This is a genomic window from Ruegeria sp. C10 (assembly GCF_056537805.1).
Genome location: NZ_JBQFSC010000001.1, coordinates 210,697 through 230,051, shown reverse-complemented (window position 1 = coordinate 230,051; position 19,355 = coordinate 210,697). Strand labels below are relative to the sequence as shown.

Sequence of the window (19,355 nt, the reverse complement as noted above, 5' to 3'; positions counted from 1 at the left end):
GAGGCTTTATGCGCAGTTCCAAAACCATCCATGTGATCTCGGCCCATGCTGAAGGCGAAGTGGGCGACGTTATCGTCGGCGGCGTCGCTCCGCCTCCGGGAGAGACGGTATGGGACCAAAGGACCTTTATCGCTGAAGACCAGACATTGCGGGATTTCATGCTGAATGAACCTCGCGGCGGTGTCTTTCGCCATGTGAATCTTCTGGTTCCACCAAAAAAACCCGAGGCGGATGCAGCGTTCATCATCATGGAACCGGAAGACACGCCACCGATGTCAGGCTCCAACTCGATTTGTGTCTCAACGGTTCTGTTGGACAGTGGCATTCTTCCGATGCACGAGCCTGAAACCCATCTGACATTGGAAGCCCCAGGAGGGTTGATCCGCGTCCGCGCCGAATGCCGAAATGGCAAGGCCGAACGTATCTTTGTGCATAATGTGCCAAGTTTCGTCGACAAGCTGGATGCCCGGATCGAGGTTGAGGGCATCGGGACGTTGCGCGTGGATACCGCGTTTGGTGGCGACAGTTTTGCAATTGTAGATGCCGCCGATCTGGGTTTCGAGCTTACCCCTGATGAAGGGGCTGATCTTGCAAGGACTGGCGCGCGTATCACCGATGCCGCCAATGAGCAGCTTGGCTTCGATCACCCTAGTAAAGACTGGAGCCACATTTCGTTCTGCCAGATTGCAGGCCCGCTCGATCGTCAGGGCGATATTCTCATCGGACGTAATACTGTCGCCATCAAACCGGGTAAGCTGGATCGTTCACCTTGTGGCACCGGTGCTTCAGCGCGGATGGCGGTTTTGCTGGCCAAGGGAGAAATGACGATGACCGATCGCTACCACGCGCGTTCAGTCATCAACAGTGAATTTCGCTGTCGTATCGTAGAGCGGCATGATCTGAACGGCCGCGTGGCGATCACCCCGGAAATCTCGGGGCGAGGCTGGATTACGGGTACGCACCAGCACATGCTGGACCCCGATGACCCATGGCCTGGCGGCTATCGCCTAAGCGACACTTGGGGGGCATAAGCCGGGGCCAAATTCGACCCCGTACTATTCTTTGGTTTCAACCTTCGAGACTGAACATCAATCGTGCGGTCACCGGTACGGTGCGGGTGATGCTGGGTAGTTGCGCCAACTCCATCAGCTTGTCTACGCCTGCCGAAACGCCCGCATCCTCGGTGCTGATGAACACCATGTCGTTGGTTGAAACCATGACGGTATCTTCGGCCACACGCAGGACAAACATATCGGTGTAGAATTCCACCTCGGTCCCCGCCAGAGCCAGCTTCGCATCCACCTCAATCGTGTTACTGGCCCCCACATCCAGCTTCGACACTTGGTCCATATCAATATTCGCGCTCAATGTCGCGGTCGCGGCCTTGCGAAACACATACTCGATCATCCGTTCGTTACGGATGTCGATATTCGTTTCGACCGACGACAGATCGATATCGATATTAACCTTGCCATCTTCGCTGACATGACCCGAAAGGTTGGTGAAAGAATTGACCTCTCCTACATCATCGATCTTGACCGTTCCATAAGCCAGATGAGACGCATCCGGGTTTAGTGTCCAATCAGCGGCCAGACCCGGGCCTGCAATAATAGCCGACGCAATCGTGATTGTTTTGAACAGAAGTTTCATTTCTTTCCTCCAGGATCTATGACAGTTCTGACCAAGCGGGCCCGGTCCCATGTCAAAGCAAACACACACAGGTCGCGTTTTATTCGATGAGTGTTGAGATGAGCACCGAACAAGCCGTGCGCGGCGCAATCCAGACCCACTCGAAACGGGTCTGGCGGTTTGGGCTGGCTTTGTCGGGTGCGTCGGACGTTGCGGATGATCTGTTGCAGGCGACGGCATTGCGTGCGTTGGAGAAACACCACCAGGTCACCTCGTATGAACGGCTGGACAGTTGGCTGATGACGATCTGCCGTTCAATATGGCTGAACGAGATACGGGCGCGATCCGTAAGAAAGGCGCAGGCGCTTTCGGTCACGCCCGAGGCGGAATTAGTCGCGACAGGGCCTGATTCAGAAACGAATATTTTCGCCGCTCAGGTGTTTACTCAAGTGATGCAACTGCCAGAGGCGCAACGTGAAACGGTGATGCTTGTGTTTGTCGAAGGCTACAGCTACCGCGAAGCTGCGGATATGCTGGACGTACCCATCGGCACAATCATGAGCCGGCTTTCCAATGCCCGGCAGAAACTGAAAACCGTTATGCAGCACGATGCGGCTGACACCGTGCAACGGAGTGGCAAATGAAGTTTTCCGACGAAACACTTCTGGCCTATCTGGAAGGCAGCCTCGATGAGGCCGAAGCCCGCGCCATCGAAGACGCGGTGGCCGAGGATTCTGCACTCGAACACCGTCTCATGGCGCTCGACCCATTTGCCCAGGTTGTGCAGCAGGCTTTTGAAGGCATTCCAACTGAGGCGCCTTCGATCGATCTGCCCATTCCGAGCGCTCAACAATCCAATGCCGGACCGCTCCGTTTGCTGGCGGTCGCAGCCTCAGTTGCTGTTATTGCTGCGTCTGCAACATTCTGGGCCACGCGACCACAGGCATTGGGCTGGGCGGAGCAGGCTGCGATCTATCAATCGCTATATTCACCGGACACGATTGCCGATCTGGACAATTCTCAGCAAACCCTGGACGCGCAGTTTGTTCAGGCCGAGGCTCAGTTGGGTCGTTCACTGAACCGGGACGTGTTGGAAACTCTGCCGGGCCTTGATCTGAAACGTGCTCAGGTACTGTCGTTCAAAGGTAAACCTTTGGTGCAGGTGGTCTTTGCTGACGCCCAGGGCAATCCGGTGGCGTTTTGTGTGATCCGGCAAGGCGCGGGAGCACCGGTCAAGGATGTGAACCTTGCGGTGCTCAGTGGTCTTGCGACAGCTACATGGGCGAATGATGGCTACGGCTATATGCTGTTGGGTGGAGATGCGCAAACAGACCTGAGTGGAGAACTAAGTGTTTTGACCGAGGCGTTCTCAGGCTGAGCGACAAGAATCCGCAAAACCACTTGTGAACCGCGGTAAATGCCCGAAGAATACCCGACATGAAGCCGAACCCTCAGATACCGGACCCGGATGATGAGGCCTTGGAAGAAGGGCCGCGCAGCATCTATGACGCCGATCCGCCGGAAGACGACGATTTGTGGTTCCTTCCGCCCGACGGCGAAGAAGACCCGGGAGAATTTCTGCCCTCTGTACCGAGACCGGACCAGCGTTTGCTGTTTGACCCAAGGGACTGGCGTGCGGCCCAATCCGAGTTATCAGCTGAACTTGCCGATCTGGCCGTGACATTTGGAGCTCTGGATGAACGTTTGCGCGCGGGTCCCAAGGGGTGGGGTCACCGTCTGGCCCTGATGGAGGTCTCGGATCTGGGCTGGTGGACGGGCGATCGGATCAGCATCGACCGCCTTGCGCTTTGGACCGGTTTGCGGATCGGAGCAACCGGTGATGATGTGCAGGCTTTGTATCGGGCGGGATGGGCAGTGAGGCGGCTGTCGTCGGGTGCTGCGCCATCAGAGGGCGGCTGGGATGCGGGGCTGACCGCTTTTCTAGACCGTCAGGCCCAAGGTTTCGAAGATACACCCGAAGCAGTGATTGATCTGGCGGAAACCATGCGAAATGTCGCCGGTTTGCACCCGGTTACCCAGGCCGCCATCGGATTTCACGCGTGGCGCGCGTTGTCTCCTGGCATCGGACAGGATACCGAGGCCGCGGTCATCGCGGCCCGTCATGCCTCCGCGATGGGTCGAGGTGGCGCATTGTTCATGCCGCTTTCTCTGTCGGGCCCAGGTGCATTGCGGGGGGCAGGATCGTTGGACGAGAAACTTTCGGTCTGGATTCAGGGGGCAGGCCAGGCCTCACTTGCGGCTTTGCTGCATTTGGACCGGATCAGCGCTTGGGAAGAGCGCGCCCGCGACGCCATTTCGGACCTAAGCGGTCGAACCCCACCCGTGCTGATTGATGCATTAACGGCTTGGCCGATGGTTTCCGCCCCGCTGGCCGAAGAACTGACCCATGCCTCGCGTGCAGCGGCACAGCGAAATCTGGACAAATTCAGCGATAGGGGGCTGATCCGCGAAGTAACCGGGCAGGGTCGATATCGCGTATGGACGGCGGCCTTGTAACTGGCATTGATCTGTCGCTTTCACAAAGAGTGAAATGATAGGGTTGTTAGCTGGGTTCCTGGTATCGATCTTGGTACAGGATAAGACAGATCTTTGCGTGTTGTCTGGATCGGTCAGAAACCAATTTGCAAGAACGATAACCGTCCGGGCGATGGCCCGAACGGTCTTTATTCAGTACCAACGACCGACTGCGATCACTGTTGGCGCTATACTGGTAGCGTCCAAGGATGGAGCCATCACCTGATACGTCGCTTGAGTTTCTGAAGGTGCGTCAAACCCCATAAATCGGCCAATACCGCCGCCGTTCCCGCTGAGAGCGGGAGAACTGCTGTCAGCAAAGGCAATAGGGAAATCCCAATTGGCGGTACCGCTGGCGAACATACTACCAGTTGCGGTCGTGCAGGCCACCGCACTTAGAACGGCGGTGCAAATCTGGGTTCCGTCAGCAAAGCGCGTGTAGTCACCATTTGCATTGCCGCCCCTCTCGATCACCGCTCCGCTGGGTACGCCGCTGCTTTCGGATACGGTGCCCAGCACATTGCCCGGTCCGTACCCGTAATCTGCCCGCATCAGGCGACCCGAGGTGGTGTCATCGGCGCTGCTTTGCACAGCCGCTCCGCTGGCTGTTCCGGTTGTGGCGTCAAACCGCAAAGCATCGACCCAGCTTCCGCCATCCTGCGAGACCTTGATTGAAAAATTTGTATCGCCGGATAGGCCCATTTCGGCATGGCCGGTCCAGTTCGATTGAAACAGCAGCGAGGCAGTATCACCGGCACCAGCCTTGTTGATCTTGAGTTGGTGGCCAGCGCCCTCATGCGTCAACAAGGTGGCAGGGCTACGTACGGCCAGACGGTTTGTGCTGTCTGATCCGGTTGCGATGCCGATCCCGGAAAGGTTCTGTGTATTGACCGGCGGGTCGATCCACGCCGACCCGTCCCAGACTTTCAACAGCCCTGCATTTTGATCCCAAGCCCGCCAGCCCATGTCGGGCGTCAAGAAATGCCACCCGTTGTCCAACCAAGCCGCCAGTTTTCCATCCTGTCCGGACCATGCTGCGGTTGGAGACGTGCCCAATGCATAGGTTTCACCCTGATCAGGAGCAGCTGGTGGGATAGTCGCGTTAACGGACGCAACGCTTAGCTGCACCACCAGATCTAGCGCACGCAGCGCTTCGTTATGGGTCACATGTTTTTGGGCCTGCGCGGGTTGCAGATAGGGCAGATTTAGACGGGGAGAGTTCTGTGGCATGGGCATCCTCCTGTGGTGTCGGTCCGATGATGATTGCGCGCCACACTGCCGTGATGTGCGTAAATCCCGCCTGACCCAGCCGAACGCCCAGGTTTCGAATTTTTAAGATTTGGTCTCAGAAATATGGAGACATCTGCCTTGCAGATGCCCCAAAACTTGGATCAGTTCTTGAAATCAGATCTCAGTCACGCGCGTAGACATCTTCGTAGCGAATAATGTCATCTTCACCCAAATAGGTCCCGGTCTGCACCTCGATAAGAACCATTGGCACTTTGCCTGGGTTTACCATCCGGTGCACGGCCCCGAGCGGCACATAGACGGATTCATTCTCAGACACGAGCTGTACCTTGTCGTCAATAGTCACCTCGGCGGTGCCTTCCACGACAATCCAATGCTCGGACCGATGGTGATGCGATTGCAAGCTCAGCGAAGCGCCGGGATGGACGTGAATGCGTTTGACCTGAAACCGATCGCCGATGACGAGGCTTTCGAACCATCCCCAAGGGCGATGATCAACGGGCAATGCTTCCGCCTGCTTGGCGCCTTTTGCCTTCAATGCTGCGACGGCCTGCTTGACGTCTTGCGCCCGGTCCATGCTGGCGACCAAAACCGCGTCAGGCATAGCCACGGTGATTACGTTCTCTAACCCCATTGCAACAACTTCTTGCGCGGGCGATTCAGAACGCACCAGCACGTTGCGACAATCTATGGCGGTCACTTCGCCGGCAGTTGCAACGCCGTCCGTATCGGGGTTGCTAAGCTCTTGTACGGCAGACCAGCTGCCCACGTCTGACCACCCGGCGGCATAAGGGACAACGCTGAGATTGTCGGCCTTCTCCATAACCGCATAGTCGATAGAGATGTCCTGAGCCGTCGCCCAGGCCTCGGGATCTAACCGCAGGAAGCCCAGATCACACTGCGCATGCTCAACCGCCTTCTGAACGGGCGCAATTAGATCATGTGCATGCTGGTCGAACGCCTCAAGAATATCTCGGACTGCGAACAAAAAGATGCCCGAGTTCCAAAGATAACTCCCTTCAGCCACCATTGCCTTGGCGTTTTCAAGATCGGGTTTTTCAACGAACCGGTCAAGTTGCACAGAAGCGCCTGACGAGTCCGGTGCTTGGGCGAGCTTAAGGTAGCCATACCCGGTTTCGGGTCGGTCGGGTGTGATCCCAAATGTCACCAGATCTCCACGCTCGGCTATTGTTCGGACACCTTCGGTGACGGCCTCGTGAAAGGCCGCACTGTCTGGAATAACGTGATCCGACGCGGCTACCAGCATCATCCCGTCGGGATCAATGGATGAAAGGTGCAGAGCAGCGGCCAGCACTGCAGGTGCAGTATTGCGTCCTTCGGGTTCGATCAAGATCGGACCCGGATCGACTCCGATGGCCATCAATTGTTCAGGGACAACAAAGCGGAAAGCCTCGTTGGTCAGGATCAGAGGTTTGGCGTAAGGCGCGTCGGTCGGGCCTTTCAACCGCTCGGCACATTGCTGCAGCAGGCTGGTTTCACCAATCAGCGGAACAAACTGTTTGGGGTAGCTTTTACGCGACAACGGCCAAAGCCGAGTGCCGGATCCGCCACATAAAATTACAGGATAGACCATGCTCACGGTGCCTGCCCCTTCTGAACCTTTTATCTTAAACTATTGAATTGAAATCGGAATAGCTGACACAACTAGGCCTACTGCGCGGCCCGATCAGAGGCCACGACTTCATGCAGATATTGGTTTAGGTCGTCGCGCAGATCATCGCGAGCCAATGCGAACGAGACCGTTGCCTGCAGAAAGCCAGCCTTTGAACCACAATCGAACCGCTGTCCGTCAAACTTGTAGCCAAAAACAGGAACACCATTGCCAATATCCTCAGCAATTGCGTCGGTCAGTTGGATTTCGCCGCCACTTCCCTTCTTTTTCTGGTTCAGATTGTACAGAACCGAAGGACCCAAGATGTAACGACCGATCACCGCTAGATTGGATGGCGCGTCCTCGGGTTTCGGTTTTTCAACCATTCCTTTGGCACGGACAACCGTTCCAACATTCTGGCCGGTATCCAGAATACCGTAGGAGCTGGTTTTTTCGTTGGGAACTTCCATCGCGGCGACCATGTTGCCGCCGGTTTCCTCATAGGCTTCGACCATCTGCTGTAGGCAGGGTTTGTCGGCGGCAATCACATCGTCGGGCAGCATCACGGCAAAGGGTTCATCCCCGATCAGTCGACGGGCGCACCAGACCGCATGCCCCAATCCCAAAGCCTTGTGTTGACGGATATAGGCAATTGCTCCGCTTTCCATATTGGTTGCGTTCAAGACTTCAAGCAGTTCGTCTTTGCCCTTAGACTTGAGGTCCTGCTCCAGCACGAGATTGTGATCGAAATAGTCCTCAAGTGCTGATTTTCCGCGCGATGTCACGAAGATGAATTCAGTGATCCCGGCCGCACGCGCTTCGTCGATGGCATATTGGACCAGCGGACGATCAACCAATGTCATGATTTCCTTTGGCACCGACTTTGTCGCCGGAAGAAACCGAGTGCCCATTCCCGCTACGGGAAATATCGCCTTGGTGACTTTGCGTACCATATTACCTCACTAATTCTATATATTGCCGACGACTCTCGGTGATGCCGGAGCCCCCACATATAATCTAAAATCCTACCAATCAATCACACCCGGCTGGTCTGCTACGGGTTCGCTGGAATCTGCCATTAACTTAAGGGCAGAGTCAAAACGAAACACGACCGAAAGCGGGATCACCGAACCAATCCACTAATCACTTGTTCTATGAAGTTTAAAACGCGCCCCTTAGATCGGGGCGCGTAAGATTATGCATTGGCCATAATCACCTCAAGCGGATCGTGTTCGGCGACGAAATGATCCGGGGCAATCTCACTGAGTTGAGGTACATAGTCGGTCTCACCCATAGACAATCTGCTGGGCAAAAAGCGCAAAGCTGCTTTCGGATCCATGGGAGAAGGCAATTCTCCCGGTAGTTTAAGCCTTTGGCGGCTGCGCTCGACATCCGGATCAGGGATCGGAACCGCCGAAATCAGGGACTGAGTGTAAGGATGTTTCGGTTCGGAACAGATCACTTCACCATCGCCCAATTCAACGATGCGGCCCAGATATAGAACCATGATCCGGTTCGAAACCGCGCGTACCACAGACAAATCGTGGCTGATGAAGATCATCGATAGGCCAAACTCTTGTTGCAGTTCACGCAACAATCCTACGATCTGGGCTTGAATGGACACATCCAGCGCAGAAACTGCCTCGTCACAGATAATCAGTTTTGGTTTGTTGATCATGGCACGCGCGATTCCAACACGCTGGTTTTGCCCCCCGGACAGCTCGTGCGGATACCGGTTGATCATGTTGGCCTTCAAGCCAACACGCTCCATCATCTCTGCGACCAGCTCTTTGCGTTCCCGTTCGGTCAGATCCGGGCGATAGGTTTTCAGCGGTTCTGCGATCGAGGCCGAGATCGTCATCCGTGGATCAAGGCTCGCCAGCGGGTCCTGAAACACGATCTGCAGGTCCTTGCGGTACTTGTTCAACTCGGCCCGTTTCAGCCCGACGATCGGATGCCCCAGCCAGCTGACATTGCCCGCGCTGGGTTCGATCAGTTGCAGCACAGCCCGGGCCAGCGTGGATTTGCCACAGCCGGATTCTCCAACAACACCTAGAGTCTCGCCCTTTCGGATGTCGAAACTCACGCCATCAACGGCTTTCAGCGGTACCTTGTGCCCAAATAGACCTCCCGAGACATGGATGGGGAAATGAACCTTGACGTCATCCACTTTCAGTAGCGGTTCTCCCGTCTGCGTAAGAGCTTTCGGAGCATCGCCCGCATCAATTCGCGGCATAGCCTCAAGTAGCGTTCGGGTATAATCATGCTGAGGAGAACGAAAGACTTCGCGCGTGTCACCGGCCTCCACAAACTCACCCATACGCATGACTTGAATATTGTCGCACATGCGCGCAACAACGCCCATGTCATGGGTGATCAGAGCTATGGCCGTACCTTCATCCTTTTGCAACCGTACCATCAGGTCCAAAATGTCGGCCTGAACGGTCACATCCAACGCAGTAGTCGGCTCATCCGCGATCAAAAGTTTGGGATTACACAGCATCGACATGGCGATCATCACACGCTGACGCATGCCACCAGACAATTCATGTGGATATTGATCCAGCCGCCGTTTCGCTTCAGGGATGCGAACGCGATTCAGCCAGTCAAGGCAACGTTGGCGGGCAGCCGAGCCTTGCAAACCTTCGTGAACCTGTAGCACCTCGCGCATTTGCTGGCCGACTCGCAGATGTGGGGTCAGCGCGGTCAGCGGATCCTGAAAAATCATGCCGACGTCTGAGCCACGAATCTTGTTGATTTTGTTCACAGGTAGATTCAGGATTTCCTGACCATTCAGCAAAGCAGAGCCAGACGCATGGCCAGCGGAGGGCAACAGCCCCATCGCTGCCATGAACGTCTGGCTTTTGCCCGAGCCACTTTCGCCGACGATGCCCAGACATTCGCCGGGATTGATGTCGAAACTGATGCCTTTTACAGCGTCAACCACGCCGTCGGGTGTATCAAATCGGACGCTCAGGTCCTTCACGGAAAACAGACTCATATCAGCGATCCTTCGGGTCCAGAGCGTCGCGCAGCCCGTCACCGATGAAGAACATGGTGATGATGATGGCGACATAAAAAGTAAGAGGGAACATCAGCTGCCAGAGCGTACCATACGCCATGGTGCCAGCCCCTTCGGCGATCAGGCGGCCCAACGATGTGTAGGGTTCTGAGATTCCGAGGCCGAGGAACGAGATGAAGCTTTCGGTCAGGATCATCTCAGGCACCAGTAACGAAGCGTACACGATCACAACGCCCAACAGGTTGGGCAGAATGTGACGGTACATGATGGTAAATTCGCTGACACCGGCGGCGCGCGCGGCTTCGATAAATTCGCGGTTCTTCAGGGTCAGGGTTTGCCCCCGAACAATCCGTGCCATCGTCAGCCAACCAACAGCGCCCAAGGCGATGAACAGCATGAAAAAGGATCGTCCCGCCACGACAAGCAGCAAAATGATGATCAGTGTTGCCGGAATAGCAAGCAGGATGTCCACGAACCGCATCATGGCACTGTCGGTGCGTCCGCCAATATATCCAGCGGTGATGCCATAGCAGGTGCCGACGATCAGAGCGGTCGCGGCCCCGATCAAACCGACCAGCAGCGATGTGGTGGTGGCCTGAATGACACGGCTGTATAGGTCGCGCCCCAGATCATCGACGCCGAAAAAGTGTCCGGTTTCGATGGACGGCATGCCCATGCCGCGCACGTCCCCCATGACGTTCCAATCGATCTCTTCATTGTTCCAGACCGCGAAGTAAGGCCCAACAATTGTGAACAACACGATCAGACCTAAAATGAAAACGCTGGCCATTGCGGCCTTGTTGCGGACAAAACGTATCCGTGCGTCCTGCCAAAGCGAGCGCCCCTGAATGACCGTGTAATCAGTGATTTCCTCGGCCAGATGGGCGGCTTTTTGTGATTTTCCAAGCATTGCCTGCCCCTCAGTATCGGATTTTTGGATCGAACCAGGCATAAGCCAGGTCGGTCAGAAGGTTCACAACCACGGTCAACGCGCCGTAAAGAATGGTGACCCCCAGCAGCACAGCATAGTCGCGAGACAAGGCCGAGCCGACATAGGCCTGCCCCAGACCACCGGTTGAGAAATAGATGTCGACAAAAACCGAACCGGTCAGAACGTAGACAAAAACCGGCCCGAGGTACGAGACCACGGGAAGCAATGTCGGCTTAAGCGCATGGCGCCAGATCACGGTTCTTGTCGGCAATCCCTTGGCCCGTGCAGTTCGAATGAAGTTCGAGTTCAGAACCTCCAGCATCGATGACCGCGTAATCCTTGCGATCGATCCCATGTAGGAGGTCGCCAACGCAATCACCGGCATCACCAGATACTGCCATTGACCGCCATGCCAGCCGCCACCCGGCAGCCACCCCAGCCACAGGGTAAAGGTCAGGATCAGGATCGGCCCCATGATGAAGTTAGGAAGCGCCTGAGCGGCGATACCCAGACCCACCGCAAAGTAGTCAATCCAGCTGTTGTGTTTGATTGCAGCGGCAATTCCCAGCGCGACGCCAACGGAAGTTGCAACAAGGAAAGACAACGAACCATAGGTCAGCGAAATCGGGAAACCCTGCGCGATGATGTCGTTCACATCCCGATCCTTGAATTTGAAGGACGGTCCGAAATCAAAATGCACCACGATGTTGTACAGATAGTCCCAAAGCTGTTTCCACAGCGGTTGGTCCAATCCATAACGCGCCTCGATATTGGCCAGAACCTGCGGCGGCAATGGCCGTTCCGAGGTGAATGGCCCGCCAGGCGCGATGTGCATGAGGAAAAAGCAGGCGACGATCAATAACAGGATCGTCGGAATAGCGACCAGCAGCCGCTTTAAACTGTAGGCAAGCATTTTATGCCCCCGTGTTTATTGGCCCTGCCCCGGATGTCTCCGGGGCAGGGCGTGGTTCAAAGACGATTATTCAGCGAGCTTGTAGAGGTTCTTCGAGTACCAGTTCTGCTCGACGTTGTTCACCGGCCAGTTGCCTACATCGCTGTCCATCATATAGACGCCTGCGTAGTGATAGATCGGGATCACAGGCGTTTCTTGGGCGATGATGCGTTCAACTTCGGTGTAAAGCGGAGCCGGATCGTCCGAGGTTTTGGCCTCGGCCAGCAGCTCATCAACGCGCGCGTTGGCATATTTCCCGTCATTATAGCCCGAGTCCGACTGCAGCAGGTCCAGGAAGGTCGACGCCTCGTTGTAGTCTCCGCACCAAGCACCACGTGCCAGCTCAAAGTTTTGGTTGCCGCGCTCCTCGAGGAAGACTTTCCACTCCATATTTGCCAGTTCGGCGTTCACGCCAAGCTTCTGCTTCCACATCTGGCTCAGCGCAACGGCGACCTTCTTGTGGTTTTCCGCGGTGTTATAAACCATCTGGAAGCTCAGAGGGTTGTCAGGCCCATAACCTGCTTCTGCTAGAAGCTCCTTCGCCAACTCGTCGCGTTCGGCTTGGGACATGGATGCCATCTCAACGGCCGGAACGGTGAAGCCTGCGGTTGCTTCGGGGGCGAAGGTGTAGGCTTCGGGCTGACCGCCTGCCATCACTTTTTCGGTGATAATCGCACGATCAACGGCCAGTGACAGGGCTTGGCGGACGTTCGGGTCCTTGAAAGCCTCGGGGCCACCATCAGACAGATTGAAGGTGTAATAATAGTTGCACAGGCGTGGGAAGCTGATGGCTTCTACGGGGTGCTCTTCCTTCAGACGTGGGTACTGGCCGGCTGGAATTTCGGTGCGGTCCAGTTCGCCAGCCAAATAGCGGGTCAGGGCGACGTTTTCATCATTGATGACCAGCGCCACGACCTTGTCGATGATGGTGTTATCGTTGTCCCAATAGGCGGTGTTGCGTTCACGTACCGAGCGTTCCTGCGGCAGGTGCTCGGTCAGAACATATGCGCCGTTCGAGACGATGTTTTCCGGTTTGGTCCAGGCGTCACCAAATTCTTCGATCACTTTCTGCGGTGCCGGGAAGGTTGTCGAATGTGTGGTCATCTGCGGGAAATAGGGCAGGGGGGCGCTCAGGCGGACTTCCAGCGTTTTGTCGTCGATGGCTTTGACACCCAACTCATCTACCGGTTTTTCGCCCGCGATGATCTCGGCAGCGTTTTCGATCGACATCAGTTCCATGAACCACGCATAGGGCGACGACAGTTCGGGATCGACGGCGCGCTTCCAGGCATACACAAAGTCACCTGCGGTCACCGGATCACCATTCGACCACTTCGCTTCATCGCGCAGGGTAAAGGTGTAAACGTCCTTGGTATCGTTGACCGAGAATTCGGTGGCGACACCAGGAACCAGGTTACCGTCCTCATCCTGATTCATCAGGCCTTCAAACAGATCGCGAACAATTTCTGCACCCGACACATCTTCTACGACTTGCGGGTCGACCGAGCTGTGTTCATCGAGAATCCGATAGGTGAAGGTCTGATCGTCGGCCAGGGCTTCTCCGGTTTCGGGATGTGTACCGGCAGCAATTGCAGCACCAGTAATGATGGTCGAGGACAACAGTCCTGCCAAAGAGGTTCTGATTATTTTGTTCATGTGTTTACTCCCATTTTGTATGGTTTCGAACGTCCAAACCGCATTCGCGGTGGGCGCTTGTCTGCCATTTTGTCTCCGGCAATTGTCTGGACTTTACCTTGATCTAGATCGTGCCAAGATCGATAATTTCGGCATTCATGCATCAGGCAATGTCAGAGATCCGAATGCGAAAGCTATCTTTCACTGCCCATGAACCTGTCAGTTTTGAAGCAAAGGTAAAGGGTTTTGCGGTGGGTGAAGACCACAAAGGCTGATTAGAACCGCAGCCGGCGGAGGTGTTAAAATTTTATTTTGAAACGCTTCGTAGCAGTGACATTTTCGTGAAGCTCAACATATCACCGTGGGTGAATGTGTTCGCATTGATGCTCGTAAATGGCGAATCAGTACGCTGCTACGGCTTCAGAACGGCCTTCAATGAGGCATCGGGGAAGCAGGTTGGTATGCTTCCAGAAGCCTCTTGCCAGCGCCCGATCGAGCGTCGGGTTTTGTATCCGGGCAGGCCATCGACGCCACCGACGTCATGACCCTGTTGAACAAGCACCTGCTGCATGCTGGCGACATCTGAACGATAGAGATTGCCGACATCGCCCCAACGACCCCGAAAATCGCCAACTCCGTATTGGATGCGATCACCGACATGTCCCACAAACAGCGCATAAAGGTCGCTGGTGTTATAGTCTTTGAGGACATAGAAATTGGGCGTTACGATAAAGGCCGGACCGCTACGACCGGCAGGCATCATAAGATAGCCCTCGGCATCAAGTTCATGTGCCGGAAAAGGTTTGCCGGAAACGCGATTTACGCCCATGGCGACCCAATCGCGGATCAACCGCCCCTGATCAGGGCCCTCCAACGCGCAAGAAACGGTCGTGGGTAGGATAACTTCGAACCCCCAGTCGCGGCCTGTCACCCATCCGTGCTCGTCAAGATACGCGCCGATCGATGCAATCGTGTCCGAGGCTGATCCCCAGATATCAGTTCGGCCATCCCCATCGCCATCGCGCGCGTAAGTCAGAAAATTTGTGGGCATGAACTGAGGCTGCCCCAAGGCACCCGCCCAACTGCTTTTCAGTGCGTGGCCTTGGCCGTGACCGGATTCAGCGATCTGTAGCGCAGCAATCAGTTCAGCCGTGAAATACTCTGCCCGTGTGCTCATGAACCCTTTGGTGCCCAGCACCTGAAACGCATTATGGCGGATCGGGACTTGTCCGTATCCGCTTTCGCGGCCCCAGATGGCCAGTATGATACGGGCAGGTACGCCGGTTTCTGTCTCGACACGTGATAGCGTGTCCGCGTGGCGCCTAGCCATCTTGCGACCGACGGAGGTGGCACCTTGGACTGATCCGGCATTGAAATATCGACCAGGTGAGCCGAACTCGGCCTGCCGTTGTTGCTTGGGTGTCTTTTTGGGCCTACCCGGCGGAACCAGGTCAGGAAGGTCCCAGTTTAGCGTTACCCCGTCAAAGGCACTTTGGAACGTGCGTTTCGAAACGCCCTTGGCTTTTGCCCGAGGCCATATGGCTTGTTGCAGCCAGTTCTGGAACTGACGTTCAACCTCAGCGCGATCTTGCGCTACCGAGGGGGCGGCAAGACAAACCAGGGAGACTATAGCAAGAACCAAACGCATATGATTGGTCTCGCGCGCGCTTGACCTCATGTCAACAGCGCCGCCGCAGGGTGATTTTGGAAAAGTTCTTGAGAAAATCCGTGACTCTGCCGATAGTTGCCGGGAAACCCCGCCGCAAGAGGATCATCAGGTGTGACCTTGTCTCGGATACATTCAGTCGCTGTGCCAGCCTTGGTGATCTTTGTTGCTCTGTTGTTGACGGCTGAGTCTGCCGGGGCGAGTGATAGCTTCATGGACCCCCAAGGCCCGATTGCAGCGGTGCAAAAGACACACCTTTTGCGCGCGACGGCTCTTATCCTGATCGCTGTGATACCGGTTCTGGCTCTGGTGCCGCTGATTGCCCTGCGTTATCGCCGACGTAAGGGTGGAAATGCTGCATACACGCCGCATTGGGATTTTTCGGCGAAGCTTGAATTTGTGATGTGGGGCGTCCCGGTCGTGATCGTGATGATCCTGTCTTTCTATCTCTGGAAAGCGACACATCGTCTTGACCCTTATTCGGCCCCTTTTGGAGAAGAGCCTGCCCTAAATGTGCAGGTGGTTGGCCTCGATTGGAAATGGCTGTTCATCTATCCGGATCATGGCATCGCAACGGTGGGAGAACTGGGCATACCGATCAAACAGCAAGTTGCGATGACGCTGACCACAGACACGGTGATGCAGTCGTTCATGATCCCGGCGCTGGCAGGGCAAATCTATGCCATGCCGGGGATGACGACTCGGCTACACCTGGTGGCAGACTCGCCTGAGACGATGCAAGGCGAGAACACACAGTATAATGGCCGAGGATTCACAAAGCAGAAATTCCTGGCGCAAGCGATGCAGCCCGAGGATTTTCAGGCATGGGTCGCCAGTGTTAAAGCGCATGGCATACCGTTGACCGAAAGCACCTATCGGACGTTGGCGATGCGTACGGATCGGGATGAGGTGCAGGCGGCATTGGGCACAGAACTCATGCCGCTGAATGCGCTTTATTTCACGCTGGAAGAGGGCGACCTGTTCCATTCGATCCTGCGTCGTTACCACAGCGGAGAGCCTCTGCAGTTGGATCAGCAACCCGGAACGGCTGAATACGGGCAGGAGGCAAGCCAATGACAAATGCCGAGACCGGCTTCTTCGGTCGCCTGAGTTGGGATGCATTTCCCATTGCCGGACTGATCCAGAATCCTGGCGCAAATGAGATCATTGCAAACGCTGCTGCTGCCATTGTGATCGTGGGCGTAGTGGTAGTGATTGGCATCCTGACGTGGTTCCGGTTGTGGGGCCCGCTCTGGCGCGATTGGCTGACCAGCGCTGATCACAAGAAGATCGGCATCATGTACATTGTCTTCGCCATCGTCATGCTGGCGCGGGGCGTCCTGGAAGGTGTGGTGATGCGGGCCCAACAGGCGGCGGGACCGGGGGACGGATTTCTGGAACCCGAGCATTTCGCGGAACTGTTTAGCACTCATGGCACCATAATGGTGTTCTTCGTCGCGGTACCTTTTGTCTTTGGCGTCGCTAATTACATAATTCCGCTCATGATAGGCGCGCGCGACGTGGCCTTTCCGGTGATGAACCAGATCGGGCTTGGTCTGACCGTCTCGGCCGGGCTAATGCTGATGGTCTCGCTGGTGGTGGGCGAATTCTCAACAGGTGGTTGGACCGCCTATCCGCCCTATACCGGGGCCGCGTTCAATCCCGGCGTTGGGCCGGATTACTGGATCTGGGCCATCGTGGTCTCTGGCGTGGGCACAACACTGACTGGCATCAACTTTGCCGTCACGATCTACAAGCTGCGTGCGCCGGGGATGAAGTTCATGCGGTTGCCCATGTATTGCTGGACGATCATTTGCAGCTCGATCCTGATCATCTTTGCTATGCCGCCCCTAGGCGTTGCCGCGCTGCTGCTGGCCGCTGACCGATATCTCGATTTCCACTTCTTCACCAATGACCTTGGTGGCAACATGATGAACTATGCCAACCTGTTCTGGCTGTTCGGTCACCCCGAGGTCTACCTGCTGGTCCTGCCCGCCTACGGCATCTATTCCGAGGTCTTTGCCACCTTTTCGGCCAAGCGGCTTTATGGCTACAACTCACTGGTCATCGCAACAATGTCGATTGCGGTCATGTCATTCACGGTTTGGTTGCATCATTTCTTCACCATGGGGCAAAGCGCTCTGATCAACGCGGTGTTCGGGATTGCCACGATGCTGATCGCCATTCCGACCGGGGTAAAGGTCTATGACTGGATGGCGACTCTGTACCGTGGGCGGATTCGATTCTCGGTCCCGATGCTTTATGGCCTTGCGTTCTTGTTGTTGTTCGTCATCGGCGGCCTCAGCGGAGTGGTTCTTGCCAATCCAACCGTCGATTATCAGGTCCATAATACGCTGTTTCTGGTTGCTCATTTCCACAACGCGTTGCTACCCGGTGTGCTGTTCGGGTTGCTCGCCGGCTATAACTACTGGTTCCCCAAGGCCTTTGGGTTCCGTCTAAACGAGTTCTGGGGCCGCGTTTCGGTTTTCTGCTGGACGGTTGGGTTTCTGCTGACCTTCATGCCGCTCTACTTCGTTGGTCTGATGGGCATGCCCCGCCGGTCGTTCAGTTGGGAGGATCCCAGCTTTCACCCCTACATGATCACCGCCGCCATAGGATCGCTGGTGATTACTTGCGGGTTGCTTTCGATCCTGGTCCAATTGTGGGTCAGTATACGCGACCGAGAACAGACCCGCGCACCGGTCGGTGATCCTTGGGATGGGCGCACGCTGGAATGGTCGATCCCGTCTCCGCCGCCACCCTACAACTTCGCTATTATTCCGCAGGTTAGTGACCGCGATGACTTTGCTGCAGCTAAGGAGCGCGGACAAGCCTACCCTACACCCGCGGCCTACGAAGATATCGAGATGCCGCGCAACACCGGCATCGGGTTTATCCTCTGCGTGCTCAGTGGCATCTGGATGTTCTCTCTGGTCTGGTGGATCTGGTGGCTGGCAGCACTGATGACCATCGCGATGATCCTCGCCATTATCATCTGGAGCTTCGACACCAGCACCGAGGTCATCATCCCCGCCGAAGAGGTCCGCAAAGAACACGAGGCGTGGTTGGCGCTGGTCCACAGCACCGACGCTGTGGATCGCGATCATGAAAGTACACCGGAAAATCGCGGCCTCGCCTGCCCGGATATGGAGGCCGTGACATGAGGCGCGCACCCAAGCACAGCTATCCGGGGATAAACCTCGGCGAGGACCACGCCAGCGCCCACAAGGCGGCCGAAGTCGTCACTTTCGGCTTCTGGGTCTTCCTGATGAGCGATCTGGTCTATTTCGGCCTGATGTTCGCGATCTATATCACCATGATAGACGCGCAGGCCGGCGGTCCGGGCCCGCATGAGCTGTTCGACCTGAAAAGCATCTTTGCCCAGACTCTCATTCTGCTGACCAGCAGTTTGACCGTCGGGCTGGCGATGTTGGCGCTGAAATACAACCTGCCTCGGGCACGGATCGTGCTGTGGTTCGGAGTGACTCTGCTGCTGGGGCTCAGTTTTCTGGTTTTAGAAATCCGTGATTTCATGAACATGGCAGCCCAAGGCGGTATCCCACAGCGTAGCGGGTTTTTGTCGGCCTTCTATGGTCTCGTACCGCTCCACGGCTTGCATGTTGCAGCAGGGTGTCTGTGGCTAATCGTGCTGGGTATTCAGCTGCGTGTGTTCGGGCTGACCGATCTGCTGATGTCGCGTATGGTGCGGTTGGCGCTATTCTGGCATTTCCTCGACCTGATCTGGATCGGCATAATAACCATCGTGTATTTCGGAGGGCTGGCCTATGGATAAACGATCCGAGATGCATCACCGCGAACGGCGGCGTTACGTGATTGGCTATGGTGGGTCACTGCTGCTCACGCTGGTGGTATTTGTGATCGCCTATCATTTCGGTATTGAAACACCAGGCGTCTATATGACCATCGGCCTTCTGGGGTTGGCACAACTGGTTGTTCAACTGATCTATTTTCTACACATCGACCGCCGCCGCAGCAGCCGAGAGGATCTGGACCTGGTTCTGTTCTCGACACTTGTTCTGCTGATTATCATCGGCGGGACAGTTTGGATTCTGGGCAATCTGGCCATGCGCATGCATATGCAGGTGATGTGAGGTCGCTCGATTA

At 55.9% G+C, this 19,355-nt stretch carries 17 protein-coding genes; 8 read left to right on the top strand and 9 right to left on the bottom strand.

The genetic code is table 11. The features are described 5' to 3' along the window. Nucleotides 1-8: 8 nt before the first annotated feature. The gene (locus ACR0DE_RS01090) at nucleotides 9-1,031 is read left to right on the top strand and encodes a trans-3-hydroxy-L-proline dehydratase (RefSeq protein ID WP_480751204.1); all 1,023 of its coding nucleotides are present in this window, start codon (nucleotides 9-11) and stop codon (nucleotides 1,029-1,031) included. Between the two features lie 37 nt (nucleotides 1,032-1,068). On the opposite strand, the gene ACR0DE_RS01085 is transcribed toward ACR0DE_RS01090, so the two are convergent. After that, on the bottom strand, nucleotides 1,069-1,650 hold the full coding sequence (locus ACR0DE_RS01085) for a YceI family protein (protein ID WP_170422841.1): 582 nt from the start codon (nucleotides 1,648-1,650) through the stop codon (nucleotides 1,069-1,071). A gap of 98 nt (nucleotides 1,651-1,748) precedes the next feature. Between ACR0DE_RS01085 and ACR0DE_RS01080 the strand changes: the two genes are divergently transcribed. The 3 genes from ACR0DE_RS01080 to ACR0DE_RS01070 are packed head-to-tail and all read left to right on the top strand — an operon-like array spanning nucleotide 1,749 to nucleotide 4,146. Further along, the gene (locus ACR0DE_RS01080) at nucleotides 1,749-2,273 is read left to right on the top strand and encodes an RNA polymerase sigma factor (RefSeq protein ID WP_255612221.1); all 525 of its coding nucleotides are present in this window, start codon (nucleotides 1,749-1,751) and stop codon (nucleotides 2,271-2,273) included. Further along, on the top strand, nucleotides 2,270-3,007 hold the full coding sequence (locus ACR0DE_RS01075) for a hypothetical protein (protein WP_170596179.1): 738 nt from the start codon (nucleotides 2,270-2,272) through the stop codon (nucleotides 3,005-3,007). The genes ACR0DE_RS01080 and ACR0DE_RS01075 overlap by 4 nt, the downstream gene beginning before the upstream one ends. A 59-nt stretch (nucleotides 3,008-3,066) precedes the next feature. Next, complete coding sequence (locus ACR0DE_RS01070; protein WP_480751201.1) at nucleotides 3,067-4,146, top strand: helix-turn-helix domain-containing protein; 1,080 nt, start codon at nucleotides 3,067-3,069, stop codon at nucleotides 4,144-4,146. 171 nt (nucleotides 4,147-4,317) lie between these two features. Here the strand turns inward: ACR0DE_RS01070 and ACR0DE_RS01065 are convergent, their stop codons facing one another. From ACR0DE_RS01065 to ACR0DE_RS01030, 8 genes are all read right to left on the bottom strand, one after another. After that, nucleotides 4,318-5,394, bottom strand: coding sequence for a DUF2793 domain-containing protein (locus ACR0DE_RS01065; protein WP_170646939.1), 1,077 nt, complete (start codon nucleotides 5,392-5,394; stop codon nucleotides 4,318-4,320). 181 nt (nucleotides 5,395-5,575) lie between these two features. Beyond that, nucleotides 5,576-7,006 carry a mannose-1-phosphate guanylyltransferase/mannose-6-phosphate isomerase gene (locus ACR0DE_RS01060; protein WP_170818456.1) on the bottom strand — a complete coding sequence of 477 codons (1,431 nt, stop codon included), beginning with the start codon at nucleotides 7,004-7,006 and terminating at the stop codon, nucleotides 5,576-5,578. Nucleotides 7,007-7,083: 77 nt separating this feature from the next. Further along, the gene (gene galU / locus ACR0DE_RS01055; protein WP_170407796.1) at nucleotides 7,084-7,977 is read right to left on the bottom strand and encodes a UTP--glucose-1-phosphate uridylyltransferase GalU; all 894 of its coding nucleotides are present in this window, start codon (nucleotides 7,975-7,977) and stop codon (nucleotides 7,084-7,086) included. 242 nt (nucleotides 7,978-8,219) lie between these two features. After that, nucleotides 8,220-10,025 (bottom strand): ABC transporter ATP-binding protein, encoded by a 1,806-nt coding sequence (locus tag ACR0DE_RS01050; protein WP_480751198.1) that lies wholly within the window; start codon nucleotides 10,023-10,025, stop codon nucleotides 8,220-8,222. A gap of 1 nt (nucleotide 10,026) precedes the next feature. Continuing rightward, nucleotides 10,027-10,956 carry an ABC transporter permease subunit gene (locus ACR0DE_RS01045; RefSeq protein ID WP_170394482.1) on the bottom strand — a complete coding sequence of 310 codons (930 nt, stop codon included), beginning with the start codon at nucleotides 10,954-10,956 and terminating at the stop codon, nucleotides 10,027-10,029. A gap of 10 nt (nucleotides 10,957-10,966) precedes the next feature. Further along, on the bottom strand, nucleotides 10,967-11,890 hold the full coding sequence (oppB, locus tag ACR0DE_RS01040; RefSeq protein ID WP_170422826.1) for an oligopeptide ABC transporter permease OppB: 924 nt from the start codon (nucleotides 11,888-11,890) through the stop codon (nucleotides 10,967-10,969). Nucleotides 11,891-11,956: 66 nt separating this feature from the next. Further along, nucleotides 11,957-13,585 (bottom strand): peptide ABC transporter substrate-binding protein, encoded by a 1,629-nt coding sequence (locus tag ACR0DE_RS01035; RefSeq protein WP_170407804.1) that lies wholly within the window; start codon nucleotides 13,583-13,585, stop codon nucleotides 11,957-11,959. A 391-nt stretch (nucleotides 13,586-13,976) separates the two neighbouring features. Continuing rightward, nucleotides 13,977-15,212, bottom strand: coding sequence for a lytic murein transglycosylase (locus tag ACR0DE_RS01030; protein WP_480751196.1), 1,236 nt, complete (start codon nucleotides 15,210-15,212; stop codon nucleotides 13,977-13,979). Nucleotides 15,213-15,344: 132 nt separating this feature from the next. Here ACR0DE_RS01030 and ACR0DE_RS01025 point away from each other — a divergent pair, with 132 nt between their 5' ends. Genes ACR0DE_RS01025 through ACR0DE_RS01010 form a run of 4 tightly spaced genes read left to right on the top strand, consistent with a single transcriptional unit; the run spans nucleotide 15,345 to nucleotide 19,342 of the window. After that, nucleotides 15,345-16,307, top strand: a complete 963-nt coding sequence (locus ACR0DE_RS01025) for a cytochrome ubiquinol oxidase subunit II (protein ID WP_480706210.1) — start codon at nucleotides 15,345-15,347, stop codon at nucleotides 16,305-16,307. Then, nucleotides 16,304-18,394, top strand: coding sequence for a cbb3-type cytochrome c oxidase subunit I (locus tag ACR0DE_RS01020; RefSeq protein ID WP_480751191.1), 2,091 nt, complete (start codon nucleotides 16,304-16,306; stop codon nucleotides 18,392-18,394). Before ACR0DE_RS01025 ends, ACR0DE_RS01020 begins: the two co-directional genes overlap by 4 nt. Beyond that, a complete protein-coding gene (locus ACR0DE_RS01015) occupies nucleotides 18,391-19,023 on the top strand; it encodes a cytochrome c oxidase subunit 3 (RefSeq protein ID WP_480751189.1) in 633 nt (210 codons plus the stop codon). Before ACR0DE_RS01020 ends, ACR0DE_RS01015 begins: the two co-directional genes overlap by 4 nt. Further along, a complete protein-coding gene (locus tag ACR0DE_RS01010; RefSeq protein WP_255612219.1) occupies nucleotides 19,016-19,342 on the top strand; it encodes a cytochrome o ubiquinol oxidase subunit IV in 327 nt (108 codons plus the stop codon). The genes ACR0DE_RS01015 and ACR0DE_RS01010 overlap by 8 nt, the downstream gene beginning before the upstream one ends. Nucleotides 19,343-19,355: the final 13 nt, after the last annotated feature.